Annotated in this window: 10 protein-coding genes; all 10 read right to left on the minus strand. The window is 34.3% G+C overall.

Annotated features, from left to right (window positions below; translation table 11 throughout):
• Positions 1-284: 284 nt before the first annotated feature.
• Positions 285-890, minus strand: coding sequence for a hypothetical protein (locus AC6BKE_RS01220; RefSeq protein ID WP_499855625.1), 606 nt, complete (start codon positions 888-890; stop codon positions 285-287).
• A 391-nt stretch (positions 891-1,281) separates the two neighbouring features.
• Positions 1,282-1,914 carry a hypothetical protein gene (locus AC6BKE_RS01225; protein WP_499855627.1) on the minus strand — a complete coding sequence of 211 codons (633 nt, stop codon included), beginning with the start codon at positions 1,912-1,914 and terminating at the stop codon, positions 1,282-1,284.
• 16 nt (positions 1,915-1,930) lie between these two features.
• The gene (locus tag AC6BKE_RS01230; protein ID WP_499855628.1) at positions 1,931-2,962 is read right to left on the minus strand and encodes a C40 family peptidase; all 1,032 of its coding nucleotides are present in this window, start codon (positions 2,960-2,962) and stop codon (positions 1,931-1,933) included.
• Positions 2,963-3,040: 78 nt separating this feature from the next.
• On the minus strand, positions 3,041-5,800 hold the full coding sequence (locus AC6BKE_RS01235; RefSeq protein ID WP_499855629.1) for a glycine zipper family protein: 2,760 nt from the start codon (positions 5,798-5,800) through the stop codon (positions 3,041-3,043).
• Positions 5,801-5,880: 80 nt separating this feature from the next.
• Entirely contained in the window at positions 5,881-6,528 is a 648-nt protein-coding gene (locus AC6BKE_RS01240) for a hypothetical protein (RefSeq protein ID WP_499855630.1), read from the minus strand.
• A gap of 274 nt (positions 6,529-6,802) precedes the next feature.
• Positions 6,803-9,391, minus strand: coding sequence for an ATP-binding protein (locus AC6BKE_RS01245; RefSeq protein ID WP_499855631.1), 2,589 nt, complete (start codon positions 9,389-9,391; stop codon positions 6,803-6,805).
• A 24-nt stretch (positions 9,392-9,415) separates the two neighbouring features.
• Positions 9,416-10,336: a TcpE family conjugal transfer membrane protein gene (locus tag AC6BKE_RS01250; protein ID WP_499855633.1), complete on the minus strand. Its 921-nt coding sequence runs from the start codon at positions 10,334-10,336 to the stop codon at positions 9,416-9,418.
• An 87-nt stretch (positions 10,337-10,423) separates the two neighbouring features.
• Positions 10,424-10,645 carry a hypothetical protein gene (locus tag AC6BKE_RS01255; protein WP_499855636.1) on the minus strand — a complete coding sequence of 74 codons (222 nt, stop codon included), beginning with the start codon at positions 10,643-10,645 and terminating at the stop codon, positions 10,424-10,426.
• A gap of 218 nt (positions 10,646-10,863) precedes the next feature.
• Positions 10,864-12,945, minus strand: coding sequence for a hypothetical protein (locus AC6BKE_RS01260; RefSeq protein WP_499855637.1), 2,082 nt, complete (start codon positions 12,943-12,945; stop codon positions 10,864-10,866).
• Between the two features lie 127 nt (positions 12,946-13,072).
• Positions 13,073-14,191, minus strand: coding sequence for an S-layer homology domain-containing protein (locus tag AC6BKE_RS01265; protein ID WP_499855638.1), 1,119 nt, complete (start codon positions 14,189-14,191; stop codon positions 13,073-13,075).
• Positions 14,192-14,326 lie beyond the last annotated feature (135 nt).

Raw genomic sequence — 14,326 nt, forward strand, 5'->3', positions numbered from 1 at the left:
GTGCGCGACAGGGCTGTTTCGTTACGCCACATTCTCATAAAATCGAACATGACTAACAAAACTATTTTCTTTTCAGGCTTTTAGCCATTTTTGAATTGTTTACGGAAAACTAAGTAAAACCAGATGTTTTGCCGTTTTTTTGTGTACAATTCACTTCTAAAATTCATGTACATTTTAAGGGTTATAAAAATGGTTTAATTTGTACATAAGAACAGACTAGTTGACTTCAAAAAAATATGTTCAATTTAATGCTTTTTTTGTGTACAAATTAATTGACACACATACTAGAATAGCTCCGACATTTCTTCTTTCAATTTTTGGTCACTTGCTTTCTGTTTAGCTTCATCCTCTTCCATCTGTTGCTTCACTTCGTCCCACTGAATAACATTTTTGAAACTATCCTTTTCTAATAAAGCTAGTTCATTTTTATGAGACAGGAAGTCTTGCAAGTTTTTCTCTTCTAGTAAAAAAACGTTTAGATAAGGCGAACTCTCTCTCTTAATAAAGCCTTCTTCTAAGATGGATAAATGCATGAAATTATCATCATCAATTAATCCGGTGTGCCGTATTGCATCTATTAGATATTTCCTGTTGCGATTATCCAGATCTCTAATAATTCCATTAGGAAAAATATGCTGAATAATTAATACCGCTCTCCCGAAATGAATTTCGATTTTCGGAAACTCATACATATTTAACGTCGCTTGATAATAGTAATTTCGGACAAGCGCCACATACTTCTTATCCTTTTCATCATACAATGGCATTGCGCCATCATACCTGAATTGAAAAACTGGATAGCCGCTGATCATAAGGGGCTGGTAAAACTGGCTTCTGTTCCAATTCATCTTGGTGTAAGACTGTATATCTAATTCGCTTTGATCTAACATGAGACTAACCCTTAACAACTCTAAGTTTTTTAATGTGCTCTCCATTAAAAGTTGCATCAAACCTTCCTTTCCTATTAGTTATGACGTTATTTCCTTTTAAAACACTGATAAACAAAGGATGTAAATTTATTACGTCAGACGTGCAAAGCTGTGTTTCTTTGAGTACTTCTCACTATTATGACGTTATTAAATAAAAAGCCTTCACAATGTTGCTATATCATTGTTTTATCAAGAAAATAACGTCCGACGCACTATTAGTTTTACGTCAGACGCTAAGAATACAAACGTTGATAGAACAATGTTTTACCCATCTTTTTACGTCACAACAGCTCATTAATGCTATTGAAAGGTAGTAAATGATTAAAACATTAAGTATTTCAATTTCAACAGCTTAAAAACTTTCAATCTCACTTACGAGCCAGCTGTCATTTGATTCAACCATGCTAACATAATAGAGTTTTCTTTGATTATTAACTACTTCATTCCCACTCAACACCTTCCATTCAGCAAAAATAGAGAAGCGCATCTCATCTTCATTAGCCGGTTGAGTTGGAAATATTTCTAAGCTGTCAATTTTTCGTGTTAGGACGTCTTCAAAAATTGATTTTGTTTTCACCTCATTTTCGTAGAAATCAAGAGTAGCGACCTGCTCCCATTCCGTTTGTACATCCTTATCCAGTATCCAATAGCTAAGGGCAGCACTAGCGGATTTTTTCGCTTGCCTTACTTCTTCTATACCAAACTTCTTTATAATATCATTCTCGAAATCAGGCTCTGTTGGTCCAAAGGAGACTTTTTTCTTTGGTTCATTTTCGTTATCCTGTTCTCCATCCAACATTTCTACTTCCGTTTCATCCATTGTCCCTTTACCCTGTATTGTTTGAGTTTTTTTTTCTTTTTCTTTAATCTCATTGTTTACCGAAATCACTTTTGTTCCATCAGTATTAAAGAATTTCAATGAAATTAAGAAGGTTCCTAACAATACAAATGCTAAAATCAAAATAACTTTAAAAGTTTTATTCATAAATCAGCAGCTCCTTTTATTGTTTTATAAAGTTCCCTACACGGCCATAGCCTACAATTCTTGAGCCCCAGTAAGTATCAAACACATTGTTATACATCACTCCGGAATTATTCGAGTTAAACATTCTACCATTCCCTACGTATATACCTACATGCGTCACTGGTGCATAGTCTGCTGTTTTAAAGAAAATTAAATCTCCTGGTTGCAGATCGTTTTTTGATATTGATGTACTAGCCTTGTACTGCTCATAAGATGTTCTAGGTAAATTAATACCTGCTTTTCTATAGGCCCATTGCATTAATCCTGAACAATCAAAACCCATTGAAGGATTATACCCGCCCCAAGAATAAGACCAACCTTCATATTTCAACATCTCATTTAAAATAATTTGGTAAGCATCATTTCCTAGCATCTCTATATTTTCTTCACAGTTCATAATCAAGCCACCTAAGTCATTTGCAATTTTAGTTATATTAGGAACCCAATGGCTGTTAAGGTTATTGGGATCGTTTGCGGCGCCAACAGGAGCATAGACACGCCCTAGTTTCTCTATGGTATTCAGTCCATCTTTTATAATTCTGTTATGCAGTGTTTGCCCCATAGCATGTAAGCCTTCCTCTAAAGTTGTAAAAACATATAATTGTGAGCTTCCTGTAGCCGGATTCATCAACCCTCCAGGATTGTTTTTATTTACAACTGCACTTGATGTCCCAAATCCTGTTTCGTGTAAGGCAATAGCAGCCATTAACACAGGGTCTATGCCAAATTCACTTGCCACTGATAAAAAAGCTGATTCCTTCCCTGCGAAAACACCCGCACTAGATAGAATGTTGTTAAAAGAGTCCATGTCAACACTACCTTCTAAACTACAAAAAGCGCCAAAATTACTACTACTTCCATTATCCTCATCTGCAATGATTACAAACGCTAATAGTCCAACAACAATTGAAAAGAACAGAACCAAAGGCATACAGCCCAACCCTAGTAATGCTGAACCTAAAAGAAAAAATTTCCCCTTACCTTCTGTCGGTTTATTTGTTTCGGTCATATATTAAAATCATCTCCTTGAAAATTAAAAAAAATGACTAAAAAGCGTGATGGATTAACCAGCACGCTACACTTTTTATTAATTTTCGTTATTTCCATTTTCTATATTTGTTTCTATATTTGTTTCAGTGGACTCGACATTTTTTTTAGTTTCTTCCCAAGACCTTTGTGTATCAGTATATGTTCGCATTCTATTAACATCACGTACTCGATCAATAGGATTAGTAAATGAACTTCCTTGAACTGGTCCACTCTTCATTGAACTACCTTGCTGCATTGATTCACTATTAATTGTCGCTCCACTTATAGAGCCGTTTTGCATTGGTTGGTTGCCCATTGTACTACTTTCCATTGAGCTATTTTCAATTGGTGTGTCACCTAAAGAACTCCCTACATTTGAAGAGTTGTTTTTTATAGGAGTATTATTAACTATCTCACCTTGCGTAGAATTATTTATAGGAGAATCACTTCCCATTGAATAAACAGGAATATCTTGATTATTCCTTAATGCAGTATTCATTGGCTCTGTTGCTTGTTCTGTTCCTACTGGTGAAATTGTTGTACCTTCATCCAATTTTTTTGGACCAAACGACATAATATTGTTTTTAGCAGAATCGCCAAATATCTGATTGTTTTGGTTTTGAATATCTGCTTTATTTCTATCGTTAATAATGCCCTGTGTGAATGACTTTTCAAAATCTTGATTTAGTTTGCCATCCTGATATTGTTGTTCAAGTTTGCCATATTGCGTTTCCATTTCATTTAAAGATACATCATTCAACCCTTTACTTTCTAAAGTATTTACGATACTCCCCATCGTTTCAGAAGAGACAGTTGTGCCTAATCCTTTGTTAAGGAAGAATTGCGCTGTACTCTCTGCTGTCATAGATTTTTTTACAAGCATATCAGCTTCTGGCAATGTTTTTTCTGCAGCTCCTGTTAATGTCCTTAACTGACTTTGAATCTTATTAGTAGATCTGTTATCCTTAACTCCTCTAACAAATTCTGTAGCAAAATCATTTTGTAACCCTTCACCTTTTGCGTTTTCTGCCAACTTATCAAATTGTTCGTTTAACTCCACTTCATTTACATCTGAAATTCCATTATTCTCAAATTGAGAGATTGTGTCATTAATAGTTTGATCATCAAAGCCTTTATCTTGTAAGAAGTCATTAATCATTTGTTTTTTGCCGTCTTCCAATTGATTTAGAGCAGGAGCAGGGGTACCATTGGCTTTTAATTGAGCAAACTGAGCTGTTCTTACTGCTGTACTTGCTACTTCTGTCGCTCCTGCTTCACCTGTAACTACTCGACCTGCTGTACTACCAACAGAGGCTCCCATCATAGCACCTTGTGGACCAGCTACCATTCCTCCTACTGCTGCTCCTGCAAGCGTTGTAGTCGTTTGAGCAGCCTTTTTAATTGGATCTGTAAATGTACCTGTTGCATCCCTTAATCCAGATATAATTTGTGAACCAGAAACGAAAATATCTTTAATTCGTTTTCTTAACAAGAATAGTGTTATAAATAAAATAAATTCTAGGATACCTATACCTACATAACTCGTAATATCATTTGTACGATTAAATTCTAATCTATATAACACTTCTGAAAGAATTAAAACAAAGAGTGTAAAAAAGGAGAAGAACACCTTCAATGCTAATGGTACAGTTAATTCAACAAAAAATCGCTTTGTAACCCCATTAAATCCTGGTATTACACCAACTAATAATGCAAACGGTGCAATTGCTGCTATAATAATGAACCAAAACTGTAGCATCACTAACATTATGGACAATAAAAAGATCGGAATTGAAATAAAAGCGTTGATGATTAAATAAAACGGTGTAAAAGCTACTTTTTCACTAACCGAACTATTTAGCATAAGTGTATTATCTTGTCCGGCAACCTCATTTTCCAGTACATAATTGTAACGATCCTCACCAGGTTTCATCTTCATTAAAGTTATAATTCTATCTTTTCCAATAGCATCAATATCATGTTCTCCATATTGTAAATAAAGATATGGTCTGTCAACAAACATAGACCATAATGTATCTTTCATACTACTTAATGTTGATTTGCCTTCGTCTTGATTTAATAATTCATTACTTGAAGAAGTAGCAACAATATAAGAAGAAATCTCTTCCGATAAATTGTTTGCTGTTTTCAAGAAAGAAGCATAGTTTGAAAATAATAAAAATGAAATTGAAAGTAATCCAACAGTTTTAAATATTGTTCCCATAGATGCAATAAGTGCTCTTTTTACTACGTACATATATAAAGTATATAAAGCTGTAATAAGAACAACAATTTGCATTAGATTACCAAACATACCTCCACCAACGAGACCGCCTGATTTAATACCTGTAATACTAGGCATAATGCTTCCTAGTTCGTCAATTAATTTATCAATTACATTAAAGTCGTAACCGAATTCTAAACAAATTATCATAACCCTTGTCATAAAAATATTAAATTGAAACAGGATATTAACCATTGAATTCAAAGCATAATTAAATTTGTCTGTAATTTTACCTCCGACATCTGCCCATCCAAATAATGCATCTTTAATATCATCAAATATCCCATTTTCCTCTAATTTTGCTGCATCCTGATCACTCACACTGTCAATTTCATAGTACTTCGGATTAAGTTTAAATTCCCCATATTGACCTATCATAAACGCTTCACTAAGTTTTGTATTTTTCTCAATTGGAGTATCTTGTTCTGCATACGCTACGGGAATATTATTGCCTAATAAAAAAAATAAAGCATACAAAAAAACCACTATAAAAAGTGGTTTTGAAATATAAGTTTTCTTCAAATTTATAGGCATGAAAAAAATCCCCTGTATCAATCACAAGGGACAGTTCATACCATTCCCCCCTTTCCAAATGAGGTAAGATATGTGTGTTTTTACTTAAAGGGATATTTTTCGTATAATTCCTGATTTAAAATATTTTTTTTATCTGAGACTGCTGCTCCGTTCGTTTCTAAATCAATTGGTAAAGAACGTATAATTTTTTCGACTTTCCATTCCCCTTCGTTCTTTACAAGTACAAGTGTATCTACATAATTATCCGTTTTCCCTAGAGCATTCAAGCTCAAGATACTGTAGTCATAGTATAAACGCCCTGTTTTATTAAATTCAGATGCGTATCGAGTAATTCTATAATAATATACGTCTTTATCAAATTTCCCTTCATTTTCTATCTTGTTTACATCAGTTGAATCAATAAATGTTTGATATGAAGATGTGTCTTTTAACATAGCTTCAAGAATTTTTGGGTTATTACCATCCATCTTGGCAATCATGTAGTCATAAATAAATTCATCAGCATCCTTGAACTGTTGATCATACTTCATTCTTTCAAACTCTTCTGCGTTTTCTTCTTCCAAATGAATTTCATTATTTTTATGATCTTCTTTTTTTACAGCAACAAGAGCATCTTCTTTTTGATTTTTACTATTAGCTCCATTGCTAAATAAGAACATCATGCCTACTATAATTAAACCAAATAACAGCAGAAAAATTAAAGCTGTTTTTCTAGACTTTTTTTTCATTTTTAACATCCTTTCACTCTTATTAATCTATTCTATTGTGGCTCTATTGTATTTCATTTCACTTTTTAAACAAATAAAATAGGCATAGATTATTTGCTTCATTATCCCCTTAATTGGAGTAACTAAGAAAATACCCATGCCGAATCTTTCTTGCGAAACAAGAATATAACGACTTCTACAAAGTGTGTAGCTTGACAATTACCAATATACAATTAGTGTAACAAATTATTTAATAATTTTCAATTTTTAACTACGAGTTGTGAAGAACTCTTTACTACTGTTTTGTTTTTTCTTTTTCACGTTCACGTTCTTCGGAAGTAGAAGTAGATGAATCAAAAGCGTTTTTTAATTCTATAAATACTGGATTGATACGAATGACAGCAGAGCGACCATAAATATCTTGGAACAAGCAATCTCCACGGTTTAAGTTTTGTAGTTTTTCTACGTTGTTTTTAATTTTTGGTAGGTTCAAATAATCAAGCATTTCTTCTGCCTCTTCTGTTTTTCGCAAACCGAAACTGAACTTCATCCCCATATTGGCCACGTTATCATCGTGATCCGAAGCATTTTGAGAACCCTCTATTAGCGTTGTATTATAATAACGTCCCATACGAACAATAAAGTCCATCAGATCCGAACCAATGGCACTACGTTTAACTGCACTGGCTTCATCTTGAAGTATAAATTTATGACTATTACGATCACTATTAAACATGTATTGTTTAGTCCATGCCGTAATTGAAATCATTATCGCTTCTGAAATCATATGAATTGGACGCTTATTTTTCAATTCTGTTTCAGACGGCAAATTTAGATTTTGAATCATTAATACCTGAATAGGCATATCGTGCTCAAGTGTTTTATATTTTTGTCCTACCTCACCGAACAACAACATGGACAACTGATTACGCTTTAACGTTGCTAATGTATTAAGCAGCGATTCTAGTGCTTCGAAACGCTTCTGCGACATATTTTCTGGCCTATTATTATAGATATGTTTTAAATTACTTATTACTACACCAACACATGGATCTTCATGTTTTCCTGCATTTTCAACAACTTCACTTAAAATACTATAACCATCATCTTCTATATTGATCTTGGCTAAATACGAAAGAATATCCATTGTAACATCTTTTGCTTCCTCAATACTTGTGCTTGTTCGGAAAGGATCAAGTGAACCCGCATCATTTGCATTCGTACCTAATGTCCAAATGTTTATATATTCTTTTGGAATTAACGGTAGCCCTTTATCCCAATTTTTCCTATCTCCCTTTGGATCAATGATGAGCCCTTTTGATCCAGTAAGAGTTGAAAGATAAATGAGTAAGTTCATTAAGAATGACTTCCCTTTTCCGGTCATTCCTGCCACCAAAATAGAAATAGAGTCAACTATATTACCTAGACCATCAAATGCTTTAGCCGCTAAATCGGGCTGGATAAATACTGGTTTGGATAGGGGGACTGTATGCCCGATATAGAAACCTCGATTGTCCCCAATATTTGTGGTTGCTCCAAACATCATCCCTCCCAATATTCCCGGTGCTACTTCAATTTTATAATCTTCACGTATTTTTTTAGATCCAGGAATCATTTCTAAGAATAAAGAAACTTGTTCGCCATACGGAGAAAGAATTTTAATCCCATATTTAGAAAGTTCATCACGCAATAAATCCACACGAGTTTTTAATTGCTCTGAACTTTCGCCAGTGACTTTCAAAATAAAGGAACAAGCGAATCCTGGGTAGCCTGTTTGAGTAAAATAATTCTCCATTTGAACTGTGCCTTGTTCTGATATATCTACATTTAAATCAACATTTTGCCCTCCTTTATACGCCTCTTTACGTTGATCCTGAATTTCTAATTTAGCGTTACTCAATTTCTTTTTGACCATTTCATTAGGTTGATGATCCACACGCACTGAAACTGTCACAGGGAATGGCATTTGCATTTTTATTTTATACAGCCACTCACTACCAGGATGAAATTTTACATCTCCCATATCAGCAATAACTAAATGTTGCACATATAAATCTTCAATCTCGTTATCTTCTGTAATTCGGCTTAATAAAAGCTCTTTAGGGCTAATTTCATCAATGTTTGTATTTTGCAAATCCATAAAGTCTTTTTTATTGCTACGAATTGCTTTGTGTTTAACTTTCCTTTCGTCTACTCCTTCAACTACTTGCCCAACTGTAAAATCGTGTCTTACTTGCACGTCTGAATTGTTATTTCTAGTGCTATATAATTTATCTATAATATAGACTAGTTCATAAGTTTTCACGTTACTTACTATTGAGAAGGCATTAGAAACTGTCGCTTCTATAGATGATGCTTGACCTCTGAACGCCTTAATTTCACTTTCAAGAATATCGTTCGGATAAAGCCCTATTGCTTGATAGACAGGTGAATTAAAACCATCAATAAATGTTTTGATTGAATTAATTGCATTAATACCAACGTTTCCTGAAATGTATTTATTTTTACTCTTATCTAACTGAATGCCAATATAATCATGGTATTCGTTCGACTCATTTAGTTCCTTTTCATTTTCTAATGCTTTTTTCAATTCTTCCATAAATGCTACACCATTATCTCTTAATGGGAATTTTTTTCTTTGAATTTCTTCAATAGTAGCATCTAATATTCCAGAAATATCTGTTGGACTTGGCATAGAGAGATAGTGTAAATCTAACCCAACGTTTGCAAGAAATGATACTTGCTGTCCGAAGGGGCTTAATTTTTCATTATCATCTAAAAAATCATAATTGAAGCCTCCAACCTTAAACCAAGCCCAAACAGTATCATCATGACCGAAGATTAAATTTCCATCTATATGTTTAACAGGAAAGTCAATTTTCATTATTATGTGTCAATCCTTTCTCTCTTATCTTACTTTTTTTGATTTGGTATTTTTATTTCTCGATTTATACCGCATTACCATAACAAAAAACTTAAATATCGATGTTTTTTTCTCATTCTCTTTATAAGTTGCTTCACTTAACGAATTCTTTTGTTTGTTAGGTTTTTCTGTTTTAATAACGTTCAATAAGGGAAACTGATACGATTTTTGACTCATTTGATCAGGACTACTTGATTCATCAAAAAGAGCTGCGGTAGTAGTATTATTATTTTTCTTTTCTATAATCACAGGCTTACTAGATTGGATGTTATGTTCTGGTATTTCCAATTCATCAATAGTATCCTTAGACTCTTTTTTGTCCTGTTTTAATAAATTAATTATTTCTTCACTAGCTGCTTCTTGTTCTTCATCTAATTTAGAGTGTGATTCATTTTCGTAAATATTGTCACTTTTATCATTTTTAACTTTAGCCTCATCTGAATGAATATCATCATCTCTGACCAATTCTGAATAAGTCATCGGTCGAGCTTCGTTTTCATTAACAGGAAAACTCACCGTAACATAATTGCGAAATTGAAAACTTGTTGGCTTTAGAATCATTCTTCCTCTGTACATTGTTGTTTTGTGTATATACTTTCTTATTTGATAAGCAAAGAAAGAACGGAAGAAGTAAACGGGTGATCTTCCCTCCGTACCCACATCTGCTAGTAACCAAGCAAAACCTATCGGAATCATCACAAGAATAGATAATGGAAGCCAATTTATTAAACTACCAATCATTGGTAAGTTGTAAACAACTATTTCAATAATGCCAAGGACAAAGAAATATATTATTGCCTTTACACTTAGAGCTCTACCTAATTGCAATCCAAAAACTTGATAAATTTTTCTTTCAAATTTAAGAAAGTTATTTAGTACATACAAAGGTATTTTGTTATTATTCAAAATGTCACCACCAACCTATTTATTGAATAAAAAGAAAGAGATCTACATAAGAACATAGACCTCTTTTCATTAATAGTATTAATATTATCAACCACCAAATTTCAATAAACCTGTAAGCCATTCTGCTAACGTGATAATTAAATCTGGTTTAATAATAAACATCGCAATAAACGCTACGCCAACAAGTACTGAGACCATCGCAATCCATGCACGCTTAAATCCTGTTACACATAATAAAACAATCAATACAATAAATATTGCCCATTTTGCTTCCCCGGATATCCATTCAAAAACCCCTTGAATTGACATATGTGTATTTCTCCTTTCTTACTTATTCATTTAATTATCTTTACTTCTTTCACATCACCACCTTTTGTATCTTAATAAACCTTCAGGTATGTCGTAAAAGTAGGGATTCAAAATCACCTTAACATTTCTCGAAAACAATGGAGTCCATAAAAAGTCCACAAAAGAAGTCAAAAACTTCAAAACAAAAGAGCGTTTAGATTAACTAAACACTCTTTGCTTTAATAGCGAACTATGTTTTTTACTGTGTCCATATAATTACGATCAGAAAAGCGGAAACCATGCATTTGCACATCTGTACGAGTCGCTTTAGCATTTATCAAATCTTTTGTTTGATCTCGTGAAATATAAACCTTATTAATTTCACTAGAACTTAATGTTTTCATGCTAGTACGTGAATCTACTTGCTCAACAATCCATGTATCATTAGCGGCAGAACCAAATAAGTAATGATCAAATGTAAATGTTTGATCAAATTCAAAGATTGCATCACTTAATCCCATATTTTCATAAACGATATGATTCTTGTATGTTTGTTTTGGATGTAATGTTGATGATGCATCTACTGGAAGATAGTAGCGTTGTAGCTTAGCTATGCTTGAAGCATTTGCATACAAGACCGTATCATTAAATTTTTGTCCCGTAGAGCTTTCAAAGCTTGACTTGACTTTGTTTTTTCCTTGTTCAATATACGAGCTTACATCTGGAATTGAAGTATTACTCATCATGCTTTGTTTCGCAGCATTTGCATATGGCACACCTACAAGATGACCAGTGTGCTGTGAAAGCATGAACAAATCAGTTGTGTAATCCATCGTAAATGAACGTTTCTCACCACTGCTGCCTTTATCATTCATCACATGTTGTTGTAAAGGAAATGCGTAATTGTAACCATAGCTTGTTGCATTCACATATTCTGATTTCAAGCTATCATCTACGTCCGTAGGGAAGTAATACCCTGAGCTTTTTTTCCTTAATAATGGTTCAAAAGACGATTCTTTATGTTTTTCAGAAGGCACCTCAACACTATAGTCGAGCGCACCTTGCAAAATAGGTAAAGTGGATTGCGTCTTTAAATTAAATGATGTTGGCACATTGTTAGAGCTTGAGCGCTTCCATTCTTCGTGGAAAACCTTCGAACTTTTTTCAGGACTCCACTTATCTTCGCGACCCACGATCCATTTCTTACCTAGCACATTATCCAAAGTATCCCATTTTTCGGTTTCCCCTTGCTGGTGATCGACAGGAATAGAACCTTTAACCTCAAACTTCTGAACAGCTCTCCAATCAGGATTCGAGTTCCAAACACATTTTGCATTTTCCCCGCTACCGGAACATTGCCAGCCGATTTCTTTGTTAGTGTATTCATATTCATAAGAATACTCCATATTCTGCCCTTTTACTTGCTGTGCATTAGTATGAAATTGGATTGGTCCCTGCTGCTCAACATTGCGATTCCCCAGTTTTACCTTATGCTTAATATTTCGTACAGCGACATGCTTATCGAAGTCGCTTTCAAATTCATTAAATACCGCAACTTCGCTAGGCGCATTTTGATCTGTTCTCTCTAATTCCCAATAGGCTCTGCCTAATGCCGTCCCCTTCTTATCTTCTGGCTCCTTCCAAAAAACATCAAATGTTGTTGTTACATAGAATTCAAAGTTTTTATAGGAATACTGTTTTTCATTAGCTTGACAGTGAGTACCGTAATAAAGCGTTTCAGCGGCATAAATGATATAACGCCCTGTATCACCGTAACCAAATTGATAATTATTTGCTTTAAAACGTGCTGGCACTTCCGAATTAGGATCATACTGAAACTGTGCGCCAGAGGCAACCACTAGATCATACAAATCTTGACCATATTTTTTAGTGATTTCATTTTGAATTGTGGATGGGCTATATGTTCTATGACTATCGTCAGTGGCATAACTACCTTCAACTCCCCATCCCGATTCTGTATAAGTGTCCCATATAGGGTTTCCCCAATAGTCATACCCAGCAACATAAGGTTTATCAATTCTATTACATACATAGGCAACTCCACTCCATCCTGTTCGTTCAGGATGACTCGTTCCTTCACTCTTCACCATCTGATGAATTGTACTTGGATTTGTTGGTTCCATTCCTGTAAACACCCCAAAATCCTCTTTAATCGTGTCAGGAAACTTAATAGATAGCGTAATTGTATCTTTGACCGGTTCAGCAGCTTTTACTTCTACAGGATTACTACTGGCCAAACCTGTCAACAGGAGTGCTCCACCAAGTATTGTTAGGGATACTCGCTTCATTAAGTTCTTCAAATAGCTTCACTCCTCTTGTATGATGTTAAAACCAAAAATTCAACTTTTATATAAATATCACCCCTTTCAAGGAAAAGAAAAAAGACCTTTCAAAATGAAAAGTCTCTTTAGATTCTCTTATTCAGAATTATTTTGCGTGGTTACGAACACCGGAAACATAAATCATACCTTGTTGGTAATTAAAGTAAACCGTATACGTTTCTCCATTATAAACTTCACCTGTATCAATTACTTGATTAATAACCTTTACAAATTCCTCATAGGTTGTTCCAGCATTTTCAGCACTTAAACGAAGCTTATCTTCGAATGTAAAAGAATCATCATAGAATGATGAATTAGCTTCAATTGTAAAACTGGATGTGTAGCCATGACCATTTTCAGCCATTATTTCTTTAACAATCTCCGCATTTTTTTTCTCATGTTCACCTGCTATATATCCTGCTGGATGAGGAATTTTAGTTTTAATGTCTTGTCGGCTCAAATCACTGTACTTGACCGGGCTTTTACTTGTTGGTTTAGGGTCTGGCTTCGGAGTAGGCGTTGGATCTGGTTTAGGTGTTGGGGTCGGAATAGGCTCAGCTACAAAGTTAACGTCCAGGTTCATTGCACGGTATACGAACAGTACATAATGCATACGAGTTAAGGAACCATCCAGTTTGAACGTATAGTCTTCGTAACCTTTTGTTACGCCATTAGAATATAAAGCCTTCACGTAATCCTCATACTTTGAGCCTTTAACATCCTCAAACACGTAGTCTGCCTTCACATCAAGATTGAAAGCAACTGTAATAATCTTTGCCATTTCACCACGAGTAAGCTCTTGCCTTGGATTGATATTACCTTTACTATCCATTTCTAATAGCCCTGCTTCTACCAACAACTTAATGTCTTCGTAATAAGGACTAGCTGTAGTTAAATCTTTCGGCTGCTTAAACTCTGTTGTTTGCTCAAGTGTTAAATCATTAATTTTTAGCGCTCGACTGACTAACGCTGCTGCATGTTGGCGGCTAAGTGTTTCACCTGGACGGAAAGTGCCGTCATCATATCCCTTAATGATTCCTATATCTCTCATCTCATGGATGATATTGTAATGAGTATATGTTACTTTTACATCCTTGAATGGATTATTCGCTAATACAACAGCCCCTTTCGCCTCTGCATACTGAGTAGGGATTGGTGCAGTTAGAACAGGAATAGCAATTGCAGCGGCAAGAGTAGTTAAGAATAATTTATTTTTCATCTTCATGACAATTCCTCCTTATGTTAATCGATAACCTAGATGTTAATCATTAACATTTTTTTGTTTGAATTTATTCTACATCATACCTTCATGTAGTTGCAAGGAATTACTTGATGAAATATAATGAGCCTATATAAGAAA

The sequence above is a fragment of the Lysinibacillus sp. COL-1 genome (genome assembly GCF_059814265.1).